The 20757-nt window shown below is 43.3% G+C and carries 18 protein-coding genes; 5 read left to right on the top strand and 13 right to left on the bottom strand.

The features are described 5' to 3' along the window. Positions 1-237: 237 nt before the first annotated feature. Entirely contained in the window at positions 238-1347 is a 1110-nt protein-coding gene (locus MsAg5_RS08760) for a (Fe-S)-binding protein (protein ID WP_338100252.1), read from the bottom strand. A 179-nt stretch (positions 1348-1526) separates the two neighbouring features. Next, a complete protein-coding gene (locus MsAg5_RS08765) occupies positions 1527-2897 on the bottom strand; it encodes an FAD-binding oxidoreductase (protein ID WP_338100253.1) in 1371 nt (456 codons plus the stop codon). A 251-nt stretch (positions 2898-3148) separates the two neighbouring features. On the opposite strand from MsAg5_RS08765, the gene MsAg5_RS08770 reads away from it, so the two are divergent. Together MsAg5_RS08770 and MsAg5_RS08775 are read left to right on the top strand one after the other, a co-directional pair. Next, positions 3149-3832, top strand: coding sequence for an alpha/beta fold hydrolase (locus MsAg5_RS08770; protein ID WP_338100254.1), 684 nt, complete (start codon positions 3149-3151; stop codon positions 3830-3832). A gap of 226 nt (positions 3833-4058) precedes the next feature. Next, positions 4059-4703, top strand: a complete 645-nt coding sequence (locus tag MsAg5_RS08775) for a coiled-coil domain-containing protein (protein WP_338100255.1) — start codon at positions 4059-4061, stop codon at positions 4701-4703. Between the two features lie 74 nt (positions 4704-4777). Here MsAg5_RS08775 and MsAg5_RS08780 read toward each other — a convergent pair whose 3' ends face one another. Then, entirely contained in the window at positions 4778-5086 is a 309-nt protein-coding gene (locus tag MsAg5_RS08780) for a ferritin family protein (protein ID WP_338100256.1), read from the bottom strand. 157 nt (positions 5087-5243) lie between these two features. On the opposite strand from MsAg5_RS08780, the gene arcS reads away from it, so the two are divergent. After that, positions 5244-7391, top strand: a complete 2148-nt coding sequence (gene arcS / locus MsAg5_RS08785; protein ID WP_338100257.1) for an archaeosine synthase subunit alpha — start codon at positions 5244-5246, stop codon at positions 7389-7391. Positions 7392-7403: 12 nt separating this feature from the next. Here the strand turns inward: arcS and MsAg5_RS08790 are convergent, their stop codons facing one another. Further along, entirely contained in the window at positions 7404-8321 is a 918-nt protein-coding gene (locus tag MsAg5_RS08790; protein ID WP_338100258.1) for a hypothetical protein, read from the bottom strand. Then, entirely contained in the window at positions 8318-9289 is a 972-nt protein-coding gene (locus MsAg5_RS08795) for a hypothetical protein (protein WP_338100259.1), read from the bottom strand. Before MsAg5_RS08795 ends, MsAg5_RS08790 begins: the two co-directional genes overlap by 4 nt. Before the next feature lie 285 nt (positions 9290-9574). Here MsAg5_RS08795 and MsAg5_RS08800 point away from each other — a divergent pair, with 285 nt between their 5' ends. Then, positions 9575-10105: a GNAT family N-acetyltransferase gene (locus MsAg5_RS08800; RefSeq protein WP_338100260.1), complete on the top strand. Its 531-nt coding sequence runs from the start codon at positions 9575-9577 to the stop codon at positions 10103-10105. A 31-nt stretch (positions 10106-10136) separates the two neighbouring features. On the opposite strand, the gene MsAg5_RS08805 is transcribed toward MsAg5_RS08800, so the two are convergent. The 4 genes from MsAg5_RS08805 to MsAg5_RS08820 form a co-directional block, all read right to left on the bottom strand. Beyond that, a complete protein-coding gene (locus tag MsAg5_RS08805) occupies positions 10137-10607 on the bottom strand; it encodes a hypothetical protein (RefSeq protein WP_338100261.1) in 471 nt (156 codons plus the stop codon). Beyond that, on the bottom strand, positions 10534-10938 hold the full coding sequence (locus MsAg5_RS08810; RefSeq protein WP_338100262.1) for a hypothetical protein: 405 nt from the start codon (positions 10936-10938) through the stop codon (positions 10534-10536). Before MsAg5_RS08810 ends, MsAg5_RS08805 begins: the two co-directional genes overlap by 74 nt. 24 nt (positions 10939-10962) lie before the next feature. Next, complete coding sequence (locus MsAg5_RS08815; RefSeq protein ID WP_338100263.1) at positions 10963-11286, bottom strand: hypothetical protein; 324 nt, start codon at positions 11284-11286, stop codon at positions 10963-10965. Between the two features lie 291 nt (positions 11287-11577). Further along, positions 11578-12303, bottom strand: a complete 726-nt coding sequence (locus MsAg5_RS08820; RefSeq protein ID WP_338100264.1) for a hypothetical protein — start codon at positions 12301-12303, stop codon at positions 11578-11580. Positions 12304-12516: 213 nt separating this feature from the next. Here MsAg5_RS08820 and MsAg5_RS08825 point away from each other — a divergent pair, with 213 nt between their 5' ends. Further along, positions 12517-13881, top strand: coding sequence for a signal recognition particle protein Srp54 (locus tag MsAg5_RS08825; protein ID WP_338100265.1), 1365 nt, complete (start codon positions 12517-12519; stop codon positions 13879-13881). 740 nt (positions 13882-14621) lie between these two features. Here the strand turns inward: MsAg5_RS08825 and MsAg5_RS08830 are convergent. From MsAg5_RS08830 to MsAg5_RS08845, 4 genes are all read right to left on the bottom strand, one after another. Further along, positions 14622-15869, bottom strand: a complete 1248-nt coding sequence (locus tag MsAg5_RS08830) for an ORC1-type DNA replication protein (protein ID WP_338100266.1) — start codon at positions 15867-15869, stop codon at positions 14622-14624. Between the two features lie 1520 nt (positions 15870-17389). After that, entirely contained in the window at positions 17390-18655 is a 1266-nt protein-coding gene (gene hisS / locus MsAg5_RS08835; protein WP_338100267.1) for a histidine--tRNA ligase, read from the bottom strand. 95 nt (positions 18656-18750) lie between these two features. Then, positions 18751-19845: an OBG GTPase family GTP-binding protein gene (locus tag MsAg5_RS08840; RefSeq protein ID WP_338100268.1), complete on the bottom strand. Its 1095-nt coding sequence runs from the start codon at positions 19843-19845 to the stop codon at positions 18751-18753. 108 nt (positions 19846-19953) lie between these two features. Next, positions 19954-20748 carry a 2-amino-3,7-dideoxy-D-threo-hept-6-ulosonate synthase gene (locus tag MsAg5_RS08845; RefSeq protein WP_338100269.1) on the bottom strand — a complete coding sequence of 265 codons (795 nt, stop codon included), beginning with the start codon at positions 20746-20748 and terminating at the stop codon, positions 19954-19956. Between the last annotated feature and the right edge of the window lie 9 nt (positions 20749-20757).

Here is a 20757-nt window from a genome sequence, read left to right on the forward strand (position 1 = left end):
ACACTTGTTTCTTGGTCCGATTTGCATCTACTGTTCGCTGTCAATGGCATCTGAAAATGGTATCCGCAAAATACAGACGCGAATCGCGTCTGATTTTGCAAGGTTATTGCTTGACGCTTCCAAAAAACTGCCATCCGTTTTTTAAAAACACAAAAAGAAAAAATGTCGCCGTAACGCGCGCGCATGCCGGCGCACAAAAAAATAAAAAAACAGAAAAAAAAAGAGAAATGGAAAAAGTTATTTCTCCATCGCCATTTCAACCAATTCGACAATATCAATGACTTTGACATCGTTGCCGGCCGCGTCTCTCAAATTCCGGTAGCACAGCGGACATGTCGTCACCAAATAGTCAACACCTGCGGGAATATCTTCCAGCCGCCGTTTGGCCATGGCCATTGATAAATCGTTGTAACCGGAACGAACGCCGCCGCCGCCGCCGCAGCACCGTGATTTTTCACGGTTGGCAGCCATTTCGATGAAATTTTTCGGACCGACGGCTGCTTCGATGATTTGACGCGGTTCGTCAAAAATACCATTGTGGCGACCGGAGTGGCACGGGTCGTGATAAGTGACTTTGATATCCAGCGGATGCATACCGGCTTTTTTGAGATCGTCCAAATGCGACGCCAAAAACTGGGAAACCGTCGTCACATTAAAGTTGACGCCCATTTCTTCCGCCATCGCTTTGTAATTGTTGCGCAGCGTGTTGTAGCAGCCGGCGCAGCCGGCGATAATTGTGTGCGCGCCCGATTTTTTAATTTGCGTCAAGTTGTGCGCGATCAATTCGTCGGCGTCAAAGCCGATGCGCAAAAGCGGTGATCCGCAGCATTTTTCTTCTTCAAGAAGACCGACGCCGAGTTTGTTGAGAATCCGGTACGTCTTTTGAGCGTTGTCCGGGAAACGGTAAGAATCCAGGCAGCCGACAAAGAAAATGTATTCTGGGTTTTTGACAGGCTCAAATGTTTCGCCGGCAATCCACGCGCGGCGGTCGTCGGGAGACGCCAGCGTGTTGCCGTAAGTTTCCACGTTGTCGTGAATTTTGGCTTGCGTCGGCGTCATTTTGCCGAGCGCGACCAAGCCGTAACGGGCCGCTTCCACCAATTCCGGCGGATTGACGCCGGCCGGGCATGTTGTCGCGCAATAGCCGCATGTCGTACAGGTGTTCAGGCTGTCAAAAACCGATTCATCCGCCTCGGTGCCCTCAAACAAGTCGCGAATGAGAAGAATGCGTCCGCGTGTGTTTTGAGATTCCCAGCCGCTTTGCTCAAAGACCGGGCAAACCGACCGGCAATTTCCGCAGCTGACGCAGCGGTACAAGTCTCTCTTATCCATTTTTGAAAAAGACATTCGTATATTTCCTCGATAAATAATGAATTTGAATTTAAACCACAAATGAAATTAAATTAAATAAAAATTATCTGAATGAAATTAAATTGAATGAAATTAAATTGAATGAAATTAATTTAAATAAAATTAAATTGAATGAAAATATTTTAAATTAAAGATATCTTAAAGCGTTTTCGTTTTTACATACCCAGTTTTCCGGGATTCAAAATGCCATTCGGATCCAGTGATTTTTTAATGTCCTTCATCACATTAAACGCCGGGCCGCACTGTTTTTCAAGATACATGCCGCGCGCTGCGCCGATGCCGTGTTCGGAACTGACGGTTCCGCCCAGCTCAATCGCCGCCAAATGCAAACGATCAGCCGCTTCATTGAGTTTTTCCCACTCTTTTTCATCCAACACATCAATAAACTGTCCGACGTGGATGGTTCCGTCGCCGATATGTCCGTAAATCATCGGCAAAAGCCCGACGTCGTCGGCGATTTCATACACTTTGGCCAGCATTTCCGGCAATTTTTTGATCGGAACGCCCAAGTCTTCCCCGACATAGATTCTGGTTTTGGTCGGATCCATTTTAGAAACCGCTGCGCCGAGAAGGCTTCTCGCGTCCCAGATTTCTTTCATTTTGACCGGGTCACCCGTCACCAAAACGCTGCTCGCAATGTCTTTGCAGGCGGCCGCCAGCATATCGGCGGATTCGTCCACCGCATTTTTGCTGCCATCCACTTCAAACAAAATGACGTCGCCGTCTTTGGGCAAAACCACATTCGGATCCAATTTTGTCAGCACTTGAATGGATGTTTTGTCCAAAATTTCACAGGCTGACGGCGTGACGCCGGCCGCGAAAATGCGGGAAACCGATTGTCCGGCCAACTCCGGCGTTTTAAACGACACCATGATCAATTTTCTGGATTTCGGCAGCGGTGCAATCTTTAAAATGGCTTTTGTGATAACGCCGAGCGTTCCTTCGGAACCCACGAAAAGCCGTGACAGATCGTATCCGGCAGATGATTTGAGACATTTGGAGCCGGTGTTGATAACGGTTCCGTCAGCCAGAACCACTTCCAAATCCAAAACGTAATTTTTCGTCGTCCCGTACTTGACGCAGCGCATGCCGCTCGCGTTGTTGGCGATTTGGCCGCCGACGGTACAGGTCGCCGAGCTGCCGGGATTCGGCGGAAAGAAAAAGCCGTACGGTTTGAGTTTTTCGTTGAGTTTGTCCTGAACGACGCCCGGCTCGACGACGACTTGAATGTTATCGAGATCGATTTCCAAAATCCGATTCATTTGCGTCATGTCCAACACGATTCCGCCCGCCAGCGGAACGGAACCGCCGGCCAAACCCGTACCGGCGCCGCGCGTCGTCACGGGAATTTTGTTGGCGTTGGCAAACGCCAAAACTTGGGAAACCTCCTCGGTCGACTTCGGCAGGGCGACAAAATCGGGGCGCCCGCGGATCTGCGAGCCGTCGGCTGAATAACAACAAAGGTCAGAAGACGCTTTTGTTACACGGCCTCCGAAGATACTTTTTAATTTTTCGTAAGTGTCCATTGAGAATCAACAACAGTCGAATTTAATATTTTTTTAATATAATTTATTTTATTGTAAACCTTATTTTTAATTTTACGTTTATTTTGGGTTTATATTTTTCATTCTTCATGTCGAATCCGTATATATATTTTGTTCAAACAATTCCGCAAGTTCAAATAAAATCAAAACAAAATAAAATCAAATTAAAAATAAAATCAAATTAAAAATAAAATCAAATTAAAAATAAAAATTCAGATCAATGGGGAAAAACAATGAAAATAAAAGTCAATGGCATCAATTTATTTTATGAGAAAGCCGGCGCCGATAACGGCAGACCGCTCATTCTGCTTCACGGCAACGGCGAAGACCATCATATTTTTGACGAACTCGCCGAAAAGCTCCGGCAGAACTTTACGGTTTATGCCGTCGACAGCCGAAATCACGGCGAAAGCGAACGAACAAATGATTATTCCTACGAAACAATGATGAAAGACGTTTATGAATTGATTCAAGCGCTGGACTTAGGACCGGTCAATCTCATCGGATTCAGCGATGGTGCCATCATCAGTTTGCTTTTAGCGATGAAACACGGAAATGAAAACGTTGTTTCTAAAATGGCGCTACTGGGCATGAATTTAAAGCCGTCCGACTTTACCGATGAGAATTATCAATATATCTTGGAATTATATGACGAAACCAAAGACCCACTGGTTCAGTTGATGTTGGAACAGCCGAATATCGAGCTTGAAAACCTCAAAAAAGTGACGGTTCCGTCATTGGTCGTCGGCGCCGAAAACGATCTTTTCCGGCAGGGATTGTTTGAAGAAATCGCGACGACGCTTCCGAATGCCGAACTTCTCATGATGAACGGACACGAACACGACAGTTACGTAACGCATCAAGATGTTTTGTATCCGGAATTGCTTCGGTTTTTTAAAGAAAGTGATTATAGATAATTTAAAACTTTAATACATTTTTAATTCAAAAATTCACACAACCTTTATGAATTATGAAAATAGTTTAATTCAAATGAACTTCCCAATTGAAAAAAGCGAAGAACTTATTGTACTTGCTTTTACTCATATCGATCTTGTTCTTCTTTTTACATTTTTAACTTTAGTCTTTACTATTATTGGTATATTGTATCAGCGTTAGACTCGCAGAAATGATCAAAAGACAAAAATGTTGTCAAATGAAATAGACGATTTAAAGGAACAGCTTCAAGATTACTATATTCCTCAAAGTAAAGAATTGGAGTCATTAATAAATTTCCAGACCATTTTTTCCAATTCCTTGAGATGGACTTTAAATCCATTATCATTTAATGAATTCATTGATCATAATGCTGGCGAAAAGTCTATGGAAATTGTAAATCGAATAAATGATTTGCGTGAGAAATATTATTATTTGGATGATGATAAAACAACAAAAAAGTACCATACTTCACTCGAAAAAATAAATAATAATTTGAAAGAAATTGATCGATTAAATAAAGAAATGTTTGAATCTTTTAAAATTATTGAAAGCCAAACAGAAAAAAGAGAACAAGAAATTTTTCGTTTGGATGAGTTGGTGAGATCAAACAATTTGACGGCGGATTATAAAAAAATATCAGAAGAACTGATGCATTTATTAAACCAATCTAAAGAATCTATTACTGAGTTAGATAAAAATACAAAAATGTATGAAATGAAAATAAATAACCAAATTGATGAAATGCAAAAAGAATTGAAAGAATTATTATTAATAAATCAAAACAAAATTTGGTCTATCAACCTTCAAATCAAAAATAAGAAAAAAGAGTTAAAAATTCTATATTCAAAATAATAAAAATACAAAAACTCCGTCTCCAAAAAGAACAAGAAGATGGAAAATAAAAAAACTGCCGCTTTTGACGGCATTCATTCTGTTTTCATATTCTTCATCATCTTTTCGACTTCTTCGGATCCTTCTTCGTAAAAATCGGCTTCGTTGGGCTGAAGTTCGCGAAGCAGGCGCAGAAATTCTCCGGCGTGTTCTTTTTCTTCATTGGCGATGTCTAAGAGCACCGTTTTTGCGAGTTCGTTATCGGTGGATTCCGCCAATTGTTCATAAAGCTGAATGGCTTCATATTCGGCGGCAACCATAAAACGAATGGCACGAACGAGTTCTTCATGGGTCAGTTTCCGATCGTTTTTCAAACCGGCGAAGGGGTTTCCAAATCCGGGCATAATAAACTGTTTTCAACAATATTATTTATATTTATTTTGAAATAAAAATAGCGGAATCAACAAATTCCGTTATTTTTTGACTCGTTTGTTCTAAAAATTTCGATTTAATTCAATATCATAAAGAGAGTTTTTATCGAATGACGCGGTTTAAGTGCCTATGACGAAATTCTTTGAAGTCGAAGAGCGGGACGGCGCGGCCCGCATCGGCAAACTTCTTTTGGACAAAAATATTAAAACGCCTTTTGCGGTCGATTCGGCCCGTTTGGCGGCAGATCCGGATTATCCGATTCAAAACGCGGGAACACTTTGGACATTCAAACCGGACGATTCGGAAGAAATCAAATCCGCCGTTTCCGAAATCAAAAAACGGGGGGATGTTGCCGGAAACAAACAGCTGTTCATTCTGCCGCGCGCACAATTCACGCTGACGTATCCGAATGCGGACGACGCCAAACGAACCCGAAAGATTCGAGAAGCGGTTCTTGAGGCGAATATTTTGAAAAAGATTCCGCTGGCAGGAATGATTCGTCCGACTCCGGCTTCTTCCAAACATTTTGAACGCGAAACAGACGTCGAGGAAAATGTTGACATTGGAATCAGCAACGATGACGACAACTGTGATTGCTGTTCATCCGATTCTGCAAAAATAACAACACCCGGAGTCGTTTCTTCGGAGAATCTGGGATACGACGTTTATATTTTGGAAGGCGCCGGCACTTTTGAAGAGGACGCCATCGGTTTTTTCAATGCGTTTTTAGACATCAAAAACCGGATTCCGTACGATTCGGCGCTTTGGCTCCCGAATCTCGCCACGCCCGAAAACGTTGCCGTTTTGGTTTGGCTCGGCGCCGACATTTTTGACACGACCCGCGCCGTCGTCGCCGCGTACAACGACCTGTACATGACAACGGCCGGAACCTTTTATTTGGAAGATTTGGCGGAACTGCCGTGCCGGTGCACGGCTTGTACCGGAAAATCCGCCAAAGATTTGCGGGAAATGGAAAAATCCGAACGCGCCCGTTTGTTGGAAATGCACAACGTCGGCGCTCTTGAAGCCGAACTTTCCTTGGTTCGGGAAAAAATCCGGGCGAATCTGCTGCGGGAATACGTGGAAGGTCAATGCCGGACAAAAACATGGCTCACCGGGCTTCTCCGCCTTTATGACCGCACCGCCGCCGGCGACAGCATGAGCGGTCGCGATGGTTACGCTGAACAAAACGCGCCGACATTCCGCCGGGAAACAATGTACGCCACCACGTCCGAATCTCAAAACCGCGCCGAAATCGTGCGTTTTGCAAACCGGGTTGTTGAGAATTATGAGGCGCCGAACAAGGAAATTCTCATTATTTTCCCCTGTTCCATGAAAAAACCGTATTCGATTTCCAATTCTCACCAGCGTTTTATTCAAACGATTGAGCGCAACCGAAAATATGTGAATGAAATCATTATCACGTCCCCGATCGGACTCGTGCCGCGCGAATTGGAATTGACGTATCCGGCGGCGCACTACGATACAACCGTGACCGGACACTGGGATTTGGAAGAACGGGCTTGGGTCGGCGGACTCCTTGAATCTTATTTGATCAAAAACAAAGACCGATACAAGCACATTATTGCGCACGTCGAAGGTCCGTACCGTGAAATTTGCGAGGCCGTTTCCGAAAAACTCAATATTTCGATGATTTTTACCGGCAAAAAAAGCCTGGCGTCACAGGAAAGCTTGAAAAATCTGAGGATGGCGCTGGACGATATTGTGAACGCGTCCGTTCCGGCCGGCAGCGGAAAAGAATGGGTTGACGCGGACGGAAACGTCAAAAAGCAAAAGCTAAAGCCGACTCTTTTGAAGCGCGGCCCGAATGATGAAAAACTCGATCAAGCGCACGCCATTATCCGCTATCAATTCGGACGAATCGGCGACGCGCTCTTTTCGGAAAAAACAGTTGTCAAAGGCAATTTCCCGAAGTTCCAGATTTTTGACCAGAATGAACAGTTGGCCACATTGGTGCCGCAGTTCGGTCAGTTTGCCATATCGATTGCCGCCGCTGAAAAAATCATTCAGTCGCCGGATTATGCCGGACAATACACCGTCCGGATTGATAATTTCCTGCCCAAAGGTTCACTTCTCGCGCCCGGAATCATTGACGCGGACGAAAACATTCGCGTCGGCGACGACGTGATCATTCTCGGTGAGAATGTGATCGGCGTCGGAAAAGCAAAAATGTCCGGATTGGATATGAAAACGGCGACGAAAGGTGTTGCGGTTTTGCCGAGGCACACGAAATGGATTGTTGAGCCGGAAAAATAATCAATCGGTCAATCAATCCGTTGACTTGTTGAACGGATTGATTTTTGATAAAATCCATATGCAGAAGACATATAAAAATCCGGCAATAAAGAGAGCAAAGCTGTATTTGATTGCTTGAATTGTCGTGTCTTCAAAAGGTGACGGCCCGAGAGAAAAAATATCTCCCAAAATTAAGATCAGTAGGGTAAAAAGCCAAGACATTAAGCAGGAAAGCGGAAGATATGCAAGAGTTCGGGACGTGATTTCTTTTTTGAACAAAAGTTTGTAAGAAATATAAAGAGACAAGACAAGCGGGACTAAAAAGATTATCGAGTCAATCTTTTCCATAAATGTTAGATCTGTATTATAAATATTATAAATTATCAAAAAGGCGACCGCTAAAATAACAAATGTCAAAACGACAATTATGGTTTTTGAGCGTTCTCCTGTTTTGCCGTTTGATGAAAGTTCTTTCTTTGACGAATCATCTGTTTTTCTATTTTTGCGTTCGTGAATCAAAAGAACCAGATTCAGAAGAGCATAGTACAGAAATATGTATAAAAATGAACAATACAATCCGAACGCTGAACCATATAATCTGTCAAAAGACATAAGTCCTCCAAATATGGCATATGCCAAAAATCCGGTCATGGAGGCGACAACGCCATGAAAAAATACGGAAAGGCGGTAGTTAAATTTCGATTTAAAAATTAGGTACAAGATGCCCGATATCAGAAACTCCGGAATGCCGGATACGACGGACAAACGAATGATTTTCATAAAAATTAATGCTTCTTGAGGTTGAAAATTTAGAAAAATAGTCTTTGCATAAGCAAGAAACATAACGAGTCCAAGAATTCCGAAAATCGCCCAATCCAAAGCGGCAATTTTGGTTTCATGCGGCCAATTTTTGATTTTTTGAATGAAACTTGGAGATTCGGAATTCGTCATGATCTTTCCCTCTGCTCATTTTTTAGAATATTTAAAATTTGGTTCTTGAAGAACAAACAAATTTTTGTCAAACCCAGCATGAAAATTATGTAAATGAATCCGGCCGGAATACAAAGAACGAAACTCAAAACAAATGAAATGATTTGATTTTGGAGAATTGAGTAACTTATGCTATCCAGGATCACGAATGAAAGGATGGAAATGACAAAGTAAATAATGAAGGTCACCTGGATTGAAAACGGCACGTATCCAATTTGCCGGGTGCTGACCTCTTTTTTGAAGAGATATTTGTAAAAAATCAAAAGCGATAACGCTATGATCAAAGATGGGAACATGCCCCCTAAAAAGTAATTCATGAATGTTCTGTTTTCATAGTGATAGATGATGGCAGCGGCACATAAAAGAACGATTGCCATCAAAGTCACAATCAGAACGCGGGATTTAAATCCGGAATCGTCATTTTCCGGATTGGACTCGCGGTTTTGAATCACATTTGACTTGGATTGAGCTTTATTTTTGTATTCCCGAATGACAAAAATCAAATTAACAACGGTGAAATACAAAAAGAGATAAAAAACCGGATAAACCATCTCAAATCGGGACCAAGCATAGCCATAATTATCAAATGAATTGAAATTTTCAATCATTCTAAAAAAAAGATAAGCGCCCATGAAAGTGACTGACCCGTAGAGAAGAACAGGCAATTTGTATTTGAATTTGGATCTAAATGTGAAATAAAGCGCTGCCGGCAATATAATGAGAAGAAGGCTGAAAAGAACGACGTCTCCGAGGGAGATTAAATCTGATCGTGAAGCGTCCTCTGCAATCGCTCTCGTTACAAGTGAATCAAGTGACAGGAATAACGGAACCATAATCCAAAATAACCAATCCAAGACAGCAACTCTGAGTTCATGCGGCCAATTTTTGATTTTTAGAATTAATTTTTGAAGGTTGGAAGTTTCTGTCATTTTCCCCACCGTCCGTTAAAATTTCATATTCCTAAATTAAATTTGATTTCACTTATATTTTTGGAATTTATTTTATGGGTTTCTATATAGAATCCATATTTTTAGAAGTTTCATTTCTGTTTGATTTAATTCTAAATTTTTTGAAACAATATCTTTTATATATTCATGAATTATTTAATTCGTGTCCGGCTTCTTCTTTTCGGATACGATATGAATTTATAATCGAATTATAAATTATAAAAAATCAAAATCTTCGTGCGTACTCATTTTTAAAAAGGTCTTCTCATGAATCCGCTTCTTCCGTTGATCCGGCGTTATCATCCCAACGATGAATACAGTGTCCTGATGCTGGAAGCGGAAGCTTTTGAGGAACACAACCCGTACGAATATATTCAATTTTATGAAATTCTCAAAGACGGATTTTTCGTCTGCACGCTGGGTCCCGACGTGGTCGGTTTTGTCGTCGGCTATGCGCTTTCTGACGCCGAAGGCCACATTTTTTCACTCGCAGTCAGCAAATATCACCGCAACCAAGGGATTGCCGAACTTTTGGTCGATCATATCTGCACATATTTTTTGCTCAAAGGGCTGCAGAAAGCGTCGTTGGAAGTCCGGGTCAGCAACGAGCCCGCCATCAATCTTTACAAAAAACTCGGCTTTATGCCGGCTTGGCTGGAATCCAAATACTATTCGGACGGCGAAGACGGCTACGTGATGATGGTGAATTTGAACGCGTATTTCTATCAAAAAGAGCAATTGAAATTGATTGAAAACAGAAGCGGAAAAGAGAGAATCGAGAAGAAGAAAATGAATTGAGGCAAAAAATTCATTTTAATTTTTTTGATGATTAATTGAGTTTTGAAAAGATTTGAGTGGCTTCCCGAACCGCTCTTTTTGCTGTTTTTTCGATGGGGATTTCAAAATTTGGAGACATTTCATAATCGCTTAACGTTCGCCACTTTTTCAGTTTGGCAAGCTTATGTCCGATCTGCCGAAACGAATAATCTGCCGAGCGATTGAAATGAATTTCAAGGTTTTTATGATCTTTTCCGGTTTTTGAGCTGATAAATCCATCATTTTTTGCTGCATAATTTCGGACTTCTAAAAATGCAGCGTAATAAGCACGCCCGATTGCCGTCCGATAAACAGATTCCGATAAGAAACACTCTTTTGGCGTCTTTTTGATCAAGCATTTTGAAAGGTAGAGGAAGTGAGCCGGTTCAAATGTCATTTTTCGCTCCCTCTCAATATTTTTCGTAGCTGGAAACCAAAAAGAAGCAATGCGCTGTCGGCCCATATATTTTTCCGGCTTCTTCACTCAGATTGAAAAATTCATCATCCAATTTATCATCCAATTCATCGTCTTCCTCAAAAATTGGGATTTGAATTTCCAAAAACCGGAAATCACATTCGACGCTGATTTTCATCGGTCTTGTGACACGGTGACTATACCGTTCTTTTAAAACACGAGTAATGTACCACAAGATATCCGAAAAGTTCAGCGCTTTCGAATAACGCTTTTTGATTTCATCGGCATCAACAACTAGAAACTGCTCATCTTTTTCCAAAGCGTCTAAAACGCAATTGATTTTCAATTTGTTCGAGAGATTTGAAAATTCAAATTCGGATGGCTTTAAATTTATCACCATTTTATCAACCCCTTTTTTGTTCTTTTAATAATCTTCATATCGCGTGATCAAATACATGTCATCAGCGACCGATCCGTAAATTTTTCGCGCGTCTTCACACAAATTGATAAACGCTTCATTCAATGCCAAACTGACTGCCAGATTTGGTTCTGCAATCGGAATTTGAATTTCAAGAAAATGCCAGTCGCATTCCACTTCAATTTTCATCTTTCGCAGCAGTTGCGATCCATATTGTTCTTTCAGCTGCCGCGTTATGTACCACAATGCATCAAAAAAATTTGGCACTTTAGCATAACGCTTTTTGATTTCATCAGCATCAACAACCAGAAACTGCTCATCTTTTTCCAAAGCGTTCAAAACGTAATTGATTTTCAAATTGTTCGGGAGATTTGAAAAATCATTCTCTATTGGCTTTAAATTTATTGCCATTTTATCAACTCTTTTTCATCTATTTCGATTATATATTTCTAAACATTTTTTAATAGTCAGCTGCAAATCGAAATAAACCCGAACTGTATATATCTCTTTCGTTTTTTTATCGATATCATACGAATGAAAATGATGCGCATTTGTGCCGGAACATTCCGTATTTTATTTTTTCTTTTTCTTTTTCATATTTTCTTTTTTCGTTTCATTTTTTCATATTTTCTTTTTATTTTTTTGCTTCTTGTTTTCCGTTTCGACATTGGTCAGATTATCCAAATCGTTTTCCAGCATGAAAATTTTGAATTTGAAATAGTGAACCTGGCTGTCAAAAAATTCCGAAATATCATTTCCCTGACGCTCGTCGTTCATAAAATCTTCAATGATGGCGTACTTGGAACGGGCGTCTTCAAAGTCTTCTTTGATTTGTTTTTCCAAATCCATACGAAAAATCGGATCTCTGGAAGCTTTCATGTAGTTGTCGTAAACGATAAAATTGAAAATCGAATAGATGTCCGAAATCTTATCGCGGTCGACAGATCTTGAAAAATAACGAATGGATTTGATGTGGCTCAAATTTTTCCGGGAATCGTCAAGGCTTTGCCTCTGCGATTCCTGATAGCCGGCCGTCATGATTTCCGATACAACCGCTTCTGTTTCGATCAGCGTATCGTAAAGCGGATAATAAAATTCCTTGAGCTCGTCCCGGATGAAAATGATTTTCTTGATGACGAAATCCATATTTTGAAGATCGAAGATTTCCCGGGCGTTTTTCATGGAAATTTGAATGGAAACAATCGTGGCGATCGCTAAGACGGCGGCGAAGATGAGGTTCATGTCGTATGTGATGGCGTCGAAATATTCGAAAATCATCGCAAAGACAATGACCAGAACCAAAACAATGTTGATGATTTTAAACAATCGGTTTGTGGACGTGTCCATAAATGATTTTATTTTTGTTATTTTATATATTATTTCGCACAATTGTTTAAATTTATTTGAAATTGAAAAGAAAAATGAAAAAAACAAGGAATTCTGCCCATGAAAACGGAATCAAAAATATTTTAAAAAACATGCTTTTTAAATATCAAAACAACGTCTTAGTCTCAATTACGAAATCATTTCAAATTCAAAATCAAATTCAGGAAAATCATTATGGTGATGGATAAATTAGGCGATTCGCTTCAAGGCGCCCTTCGGAAGTTGATTGGCGCGAACCGGATCGATGAAAACGTCGTCAATGAAGTCGTCAAAGACATTCAGCGGGCGCTTTTGACGTCGGACGTTAACGTTAAACTCGTCATGGACATGTCCAAACGCATTAAGGACCGCTCGCTCAAGGAAGAGCCGGAAAAGGGCGCCGACCCGCGCGAACACGTCGTTCGGATCGTTTATCAAGAAATGATCGGCATCATGGGCAAAGGCGCCAACATCGAGCTCAAACCGCAAACAATCATGATGGTCGGTCTTCAGGGCAGCGGTAAAACAACATCTGTTGCGAAACTGGCCCGTTTCTTCCAAAAGAAAGGATTAAAACCGGCTGTGATCGGCGCGGACAACTTCCGCCCCGGCGCTTACCAGCAGCTGAAAATTTTGTGCGACAAACTCAACGTTCACTTTTACGGCGAAGAAGGCGAACAGGATGCCGTCGGCATTGTTGAGCGCGGCCTCAAAGACATCGAAAAATATGACGTCAAAATTATCGACACGGCAGGCCGCCACGCGCTGGAAGCCGATTTGATTGCCGAGATGGAAGCGATCAACAACAAAGCCAAACCGGACCAGAAGTTTTTGGTTCTCGACGCCGCCATCGGCCAGCAGGCCGGCGTTCAGGCGAAAGCGTTTAACGATTCCGTCGGCGTTACAGGCATTATTATTACAAAATTAGACGGTACCGCCAAAGGCGGCGGTGCGATGTCAGCGGTCGCTGAAATCAACGCGCCGATCGCGTTCATCGGAACAGGCGAGACGCCGGACGACTTTGAAAAGTTTGACGCCGACCGTTTCATTTCCAGACTTTTGGGCATGGGCGACCTTCAGTCGCTCCTTGAAAAAGTTCAAGATTCAATGAAAGAGTCCGACATGAATGTTGAAAACATCATGAAAGGACGCTTCACGCTCAACGACATGTATGCGCAGCTTGAAGCCATGAACAAAATGGGTCCTCTGAAACAGGTCATGAAAATGCTGCCGCTCGGATCCATGGGTCTCGGCGGCGCTAAGCTTTCCGACAAGGATTTGGATGAAACCAACGTCAAAATGAAAGCGTTCAAAATCATCATGGATTCCATGACGGAAGACGAACTCAATGACCCAAAAATCATCAGTTCCCACCGGATTCAAAGAATTGCCCGCGGCAGCGGACGCAGCCCCGAAGACATCCGCGAGCTTCTCAAATATCACAAAAACATGCAAAACGCGTTTAAGAATTTCGCCGGCAAAGGCGGCGGCCGCAACATGCAAAAGATGATGAAAAAAGGCGGCATGGGCGGAGATATGGGCGGGAAATTCCCGTTCTGATCTCTTTTTTATTCGTTGATTTGATTTTTTTTTCTTCTTTTTTTGTGCGTCGGCGTGCGCGCGCGTTACGGCATCACTTTTTTGTTTCGAGTTTTTTAAAATCAGATGGTGATTTTTTGGAAGCGTCAAGCGATAGCCTCGCAAAATCAGACGCGATTCGCGTCTGTATTTTGCGGATACCATTTTCAGATGTCATTGACAGCGAACAGTAGATGCAAATCGGATCAAGAAATATCTGTATTTCAGAAACAGTAGGTTCAAATCGAACCAAGAAAAAGTGTCTTGTTGGAAACAGAAGATGCAATCTGAAATCTAAAAACAGTTAACTGTGGGTGCAATTGGAATTTAAAAATAGTGAACTGCAGGTGCAATCTGTACCTACAAATCAATGAATCTGACTGATGGGAATCCGATTAAATCAGACGCAATTGCGTCTGATTTAATCGGGATAGTTTGCATGGGAAGTTGGAACAAGCAAAATCAAACTTTCAGCGACCGAAGGGAGCCGTTCGCGTAGCGAACTCACTAGAAACGGACCCCACCGCCATTGAAAAATTCCTAGCGTAGCGACGGAATTTTTGCGGGATGGTTTGGGTGATTTTTTAAAAAACTGCCTTCTGCTTTTTAAAAACGAAAAGAAAATGATTGCGATAACGCGCGCGGCGGCGGACAAAAAACAAAAAATGAACATAAAAAAGCAAAGTGAAATATGAATCCAAAAAAGAGAACAAAAGCCGGAATTAGAAGTATCCGACTTTGACGTTGTAACCCTGAAGCGGGCTGAGTTTGTAATCTTCGATGAGGACGTCGTATGTGTTTTTGACGGGAACGGACAACGAAATTTCTTTGGTCCGGCCGTAGCGGCCTTTGCTGACGACCATCGCGTTGATAATGCCGAGCATGTCGAGTTCCGACATCAGGTCTGTGACGCGGCGCTGCGTTAAGATGTCCATGTCGATGGATTTGCACATCTTGCGGTAAATGTTGTACACTTCACCGGTGGTAATCGCAGCCGTCTGCCCCATCTGCGGCTGGTTTTGGGTGCTGAGGTTGAGCATCACAATGCTGAAGAGAACCAATTTGGATTGTGTCGGCAATGTGCGGACGACTTCAACAATCCGGTCGACTTCGATTTTGTCTTGCGCAATCCGGACGTGGCTTTCGGTGACGATCTTTTCTTCTTTGCGTTCCGCGATTTCGCCGGAAACACGGAGAAGGTCCAGCGCGCGTCGGGCGTCGCCGTGTTCCTGGGCGGCCAAGGCCGCACACAAGGGAATGACGGATCCGTCCAAAACGTCGTTGTTGTAGGCGATCGCCGCCCGCTGGTAGAGAATGTCGCGGATTTGGTCGGCGTCGTAAGGAGGATAAATGATTTCTTCTTCGCCGAGCGAACTTTTCACGCGCGGGTCTAAGAAATCGGTGAATTTTAAGTCGTTGGACACGCCGATAATGCTGACTTTGGCGCGCTTGAGATTGGAATTCATGCGGGAGAGGTTGTACAAAACGTCGTCGCCCTTTTTCACCAATTTGTCGATTTCGTCCAAAATCACAATGAGGACTTGTTCTTGGGTGTCGAGCGCTTCTTTGAATTTTTGGAAAACTTGGTCGGTCGGCCAGCCGGTCATCGGAATGTCTTCGCCGAAATGACGGGCGAGGTTGGCCAGGAGCCGGTATTGCGTGTCGATCACTTCGCAGTTGACGTAAATGACGGAGCATTTGACGTTCATGCGTTCGCTCATGTTTTCGAGTTCTTTGCCGACATAACGCGTCACCGCCGTTTTTCCGGTACCGGTTTTGCCGTAAATGAGAATGTTGGACGGCGTTTCGCCGCGAAGCGCTGAGACCAAAATCGTCGCCAACTCTTCGGTTTGGGTATCGCGGTGCACCAAAACGTCAGGGGTGTACGAATGTCTGAGAACTTCTTTGTTCTTGAAAATGGATTCACTTTCAAGCAAACGGGTAAATAATTGATTGAGGGAGCTGGTCATAATAGTTAATCTCCTGTCAAAACGGATGCCGAGGCGGGCCCCGCAAGAGGTCATAAATGTGACAGATATAAGTGATAAATAAACCTTAAACCGAGAGGTGAAGGACGATTCTGAATTTTTTGTTTTGTCTTTGAAATAAAACCGGAATCTTTCAGACGGCGTGGCGGTGTCTTTGGGCGGTTTGGTTTTTTGAAAAATCGTTGAACGGATTAAAATGCAAAAATCTTAAACGAGAGGCTTTCATTTAAGTTTACATTCAGATTGGAATCGGAATTAATCCAATAGAAGTATAGGTGTATAAAGGTTATGGTAAAACCCCCCTTTGCTTCCGCTGGAATATCGAGATCGGCTGCCAAACTAAATAAATAGCTTTTTTGATTTTTTGTTTAAATATAGATGAAATGTTAATTTAAACTCAAAATAAAAACGATATCTGTTTCCATTATTTTCAAATAAACTTCACGACTTGGACGATTTTTTAATTTCCAATGGAAAACATTGGATTAATCGTGAAGGATTATTTCGACTGGACTTAAATAAAAATAAACAAAATATAATTCACTGATATTGTTTTTAATGCGTTCCCGGTTCTTTGAGGGACGGCATTTTTGGGCAGTTCTTCTTGATATTGTTTTTACCAAATCTTCTTTAAAATCAAAAATTATGTCCAATATTTCTCTTATTTTCACTTCGCTGTCATTTCATTTTCTGTTTTGCGTGTTCTGTTTTTCATTTTGTTTCGTATTCCTGTTTTCCATATTTGTTTCGTATTCTGTTTTCCATATTTGTTTCGTATTCTGTTTTCCATATTTGTTTCGTATTCTGTTTTCCATATTTGTTTCGTATTCTGTTTTCCATATTTGTTTCGTATTCTGTTTTCCGTATTTGTTTCGTATTCTGTTTTCCGTATTTGTTTCATGTATGATCTCATGTAATTTCATATATTCCGATCAGGTCACATCCATTCCATATTTTCGCTTTGCGAAAATATGGAATGGGCGGACTGTATCCAGAAATTTGAAGTACAATCTGAAATCTGAAAACAGTCAACTGTAGGTGCAAATCTGAAATTTAAAAATAGTGAACTGTAGGTGTAAACTGAAATCTAAAAATAGTGAACTGTAGATGCAATCTGTAATCTAAAAACAGTCAACTGCGGTGCAATCTGTAACTATAAAATAGTCAGTGCAATCTGTGCTGTAAATTGGAATGTATCTGCTGACCGGATTCCGCAAAATACAGACGCAAAGCGTCTGATTTTGCGGGTTGTTTGCTCGAAATCTGAATAAAATGAAACAAAACCTTAGCGACCGAAGGGAGCCGTTCGCGCAGCGAACTTATGGAAACAGAGTTCCACCGCCCCTGAAAAATTCCTAGCGAAGCGATGGAATTTTTGCGTCAGAATTTGCGGGGTGGTTTGCTTGACATCAAAAAAATGAGGGACAAAATTTTGAACTCAAAACGAAAAAGCATCGCCATAACGCGCGCGGCGCCGCCCGCCAAAAAAAAGAAAGGGACGATTAGTTTTTGAATTTATTCAACAAATCATCCCGGCTGAGCGAAACTTGTTCGCCCGTTTCCATATTTTTCAGCGAGAAAAGTCCGGATTCCAACTCTTTTTCGCCGACAATCAAAACGTAGTCGGCTTTTGCGGTGTTGGCAAACTCCATCTGCGCTTTGAAATTGCGGCCCATGATATCGGTTTGAACGGGGACGAACGCTCGAAGTTCGCCGGCCAAAATAATACTTTCCTTTTGCGTTTCCGGTTTTGAAACCAAAACGATACTCGGAACTTTGGCAGCCGTTTTGTCGCAAATTTCCATAATCCGGTCAAAACCGATGCCGAACCCCGTGGAAACGACGTCGCCGCCGCCAAAAAGGCTGATGAGCTTGTAAGATCCGCCGCCGCAGACTTGTTTTTGGGCGCCGAGGCCGTCGGCGTAAATCTCAAAAACGATGCCGGTGTAATAATCAAGACCACGGGCAACGCCGAAATTGACGGTGTAATCGTTGACGCCGTAGGCGGAAAGAAGCGTCAGGGTTTTTTCAAACGCATCGAGTTCCGGCAGCGGTCCGGCAATTTCGCGCGCTTTGACGACGGCGGCCATACCGTCTTTTCCGGTCAGCAAAATAATCGCTTTGATTTTTTCAATCAATGTGGGCGTTGCGTTCAATTCCGAAAGCAGTGCCGTTAAGTTTTTTTCTTCTTCCGGGTCTTTGGTCATTTTGTCAATGATCCGCATCACTTTTCCTTGATTTTCCACGTTGACGGTCACTTGGGAAAGCAGGTGGCGCAGAACGGAGAGGTTTCCGATGTTCAGATCGCCTTTCACGCCAACAGCATTTAACATCGTCATGGCGAGCGCAATGACTTCAGCGTCAGCTTCCGGTTTGGCGCTGCCGATGAGTTCCACGCCGAATTGCCAAAACTCTCTGAAGCGGCCTTTTTGCGGGCGTTCGTAGCGGAAACAATTTTCAAAATAGAACAGTTTGACAGGCTTGGGGAACGACTGCATTTCGTTGACGTACGCACGCATCACCGGCGCCGTCAATTCCGGGCGCAGCGTCATTTCACGGTCGCCTTTGTCTTTGAAATTGTAAAGCTCGCCGATGATTCCTTCGCCGGATTTGAGGGTGAAAAGCTCCAGCTCTTCAAATGTCGGCGTAATAATTTCGCCGTAGCCCCATTTTTTGACGACATCCCGGAGCTTTGATTCAACGCTTCGGCGGCCGGCCATTTCTTCCGGCAAAAAATCTCGCGTGCCGCGCGGTTTTGAAATTTCCATAATATCCCTCTTAATATGATCTGAATTGAATCGATGATGAATGAAAAATAAAACAATAAAACAAAAAATAAAATGAATAAAAATGAGTGGGTCGCTCATTTTTGAATTATAATGGACAAGACGTCGCCGTCTTTGAGTTTATGGTCCATGCCGACCCGCTGTCCCGGATGTTTCGCGGACGGACCCCAGACATAAGCGAATCTGAACTTTTTCTTGAAATCTTTGTGCAGCCGCTCGCAAATCTGCCCGATGTTGGTGCCGTCAAGAACGATCATTGGTTCTTCCATGTCGGCGGCTTCGCCTTGCGGTTTCATATAGACGCGGATAAATTTAAGACGCTCATAGAGCACGTTTTTGAGTTCTTCCAGATTCTGGCTGTTGTGGGCGGAAATGAAGACGGCTTCCGGGTACATTTTTTTGGCTTCTTCCAGCATTTTCGGATACGCCAAGTCCACTTTGTTGACCACGATCATGGACGACACATAACTGCGGTTTTTGGAAACGACGTCAATCAATTGGTCGACGTTGATGTTTTCTCTGAAAAGAACCGTCGCATTGTGAATTTTGTATTCGTCGAGAATCGATTTGATGGTTTCTTCATCCAAATCGAGTTCCACCGTCGAGTTGATGCGAACGCCTCCGCGGTCCATTTTTTTGATGACGACGTCCGGCGGATGCTGATCCACACGGATGCCCGCTTCATACAATTCTTCCTTCAAAACCGGTAAGTGAAGCGGTTGGAAAACGTCCAAAAGGAACAAAACCAAATCGGAGTTGCGGATAACGGCGATGACTTCTTTGCCGCGGCCGCGGCCGGATGCGGCGCCTTTGACCAAGCCGGGAACGTCCAAAATCTGAATGGTGGCGCCCTTGTATTCCATGACGCCGGGAATCACGGTGAGCGTTGTGAATTCATACGCGCCGACTTCGGAATGCGCGTCGGTGAGTTTGTTGAGAAGCGTCGACTTGCCGACGGACGGAAAACCGACAAGCGTCACGGTTGCGTCGCCGGACTTTTTGACACTGTACCCTTCTCCCGTTCCGGAAGATGAACTTTTCTTCTCCACTTCGTCGTGGAGCTTGGCCAGCTTGGCTTTTAAGCGGCCGATGTGATGAGAAGTTGCCTTATTGTAAGACGTTTTTTTAATTTCTTCTTCAATTTCTCGAATTTGTTCTTGTATCGTTGCCATCGTTATGAATCCCGAAAATGAAAATCAATAATAGGAAGTAAAATTGGGTGGTGTTGAACCGGTTGCTGAAATCGTTGTTATAAAAATATGAATTGAATGATGAATACATCACTCAATCTTGAATGCTTCGTCCGGGGTGTATCCTTCGTGAACGATCGCATGAATTCTTTTGACGATCCGGGTCGGGTCTTCGGATTGGAAAACATTTCGTCCGATCGCAACGCCGGCGCCGCCGGCTTCCAAGGAATCGGCCACCATTTTCAACAAAGAGAGTTCGGAATCCATATGCGGGCCGCCGGCAATAATGACCGGGACCGGGCATCCGCGGACAACGTTTCTAAAGGTGTCGATGTCGCCGGTATAATTGGTCTTAACAATATCGGCACCGAGTTCCGCACCCAAACGGGCGGCGTGCGCCACGACGTTTTCGCTGAATTCGGATGTAATCTTCGGACCGCGCGGGTAAACCATGGCCAAAAGCGGCATGCCCCATTCGTCGCATTTGGCGGCGATGCGGCCAAAGCCTTCCAGCATTTCCGGCTCGTCTTCCGCGCCGACGTTCACGTGAATTGAAACGGCGTCCGCACCGACTTTGATGGCTTCTTCGACGGTGGTGACCAACACTTTGTGGTTGGCGTTGGGTCCGAGGGAGGTGGAGGCGGACAAGTGGATGATCAGTCCGACATCGTTTCCGTACTTGCGGTGGCCGTGTTTGGCGAGCCCCATGTGTCCGAGAACCGCATTGGCGCCGCCGAGAGCGACTTTGTCGACGGCTTCCGGCAAGCTGGCCAAACCTTTAATGGGGCCGGCGCCGACGCCATGGTCCATCGGGATGATGATCGTTCGTCCATCTTCTCTTTTCATAAACCGTTCCATACGAATTGCTTTTCCGATTGTACTCATAAAAATTCC

The organism is Methanolapillus africanus, from assembly GCF_032714475.1.
Lineage (GTDB): Archaea > Halobacteriota > Methanosarcinia > Methanosarcinales > Methanosarcinaceae > Methanolapillus > Methanolapillus africanus.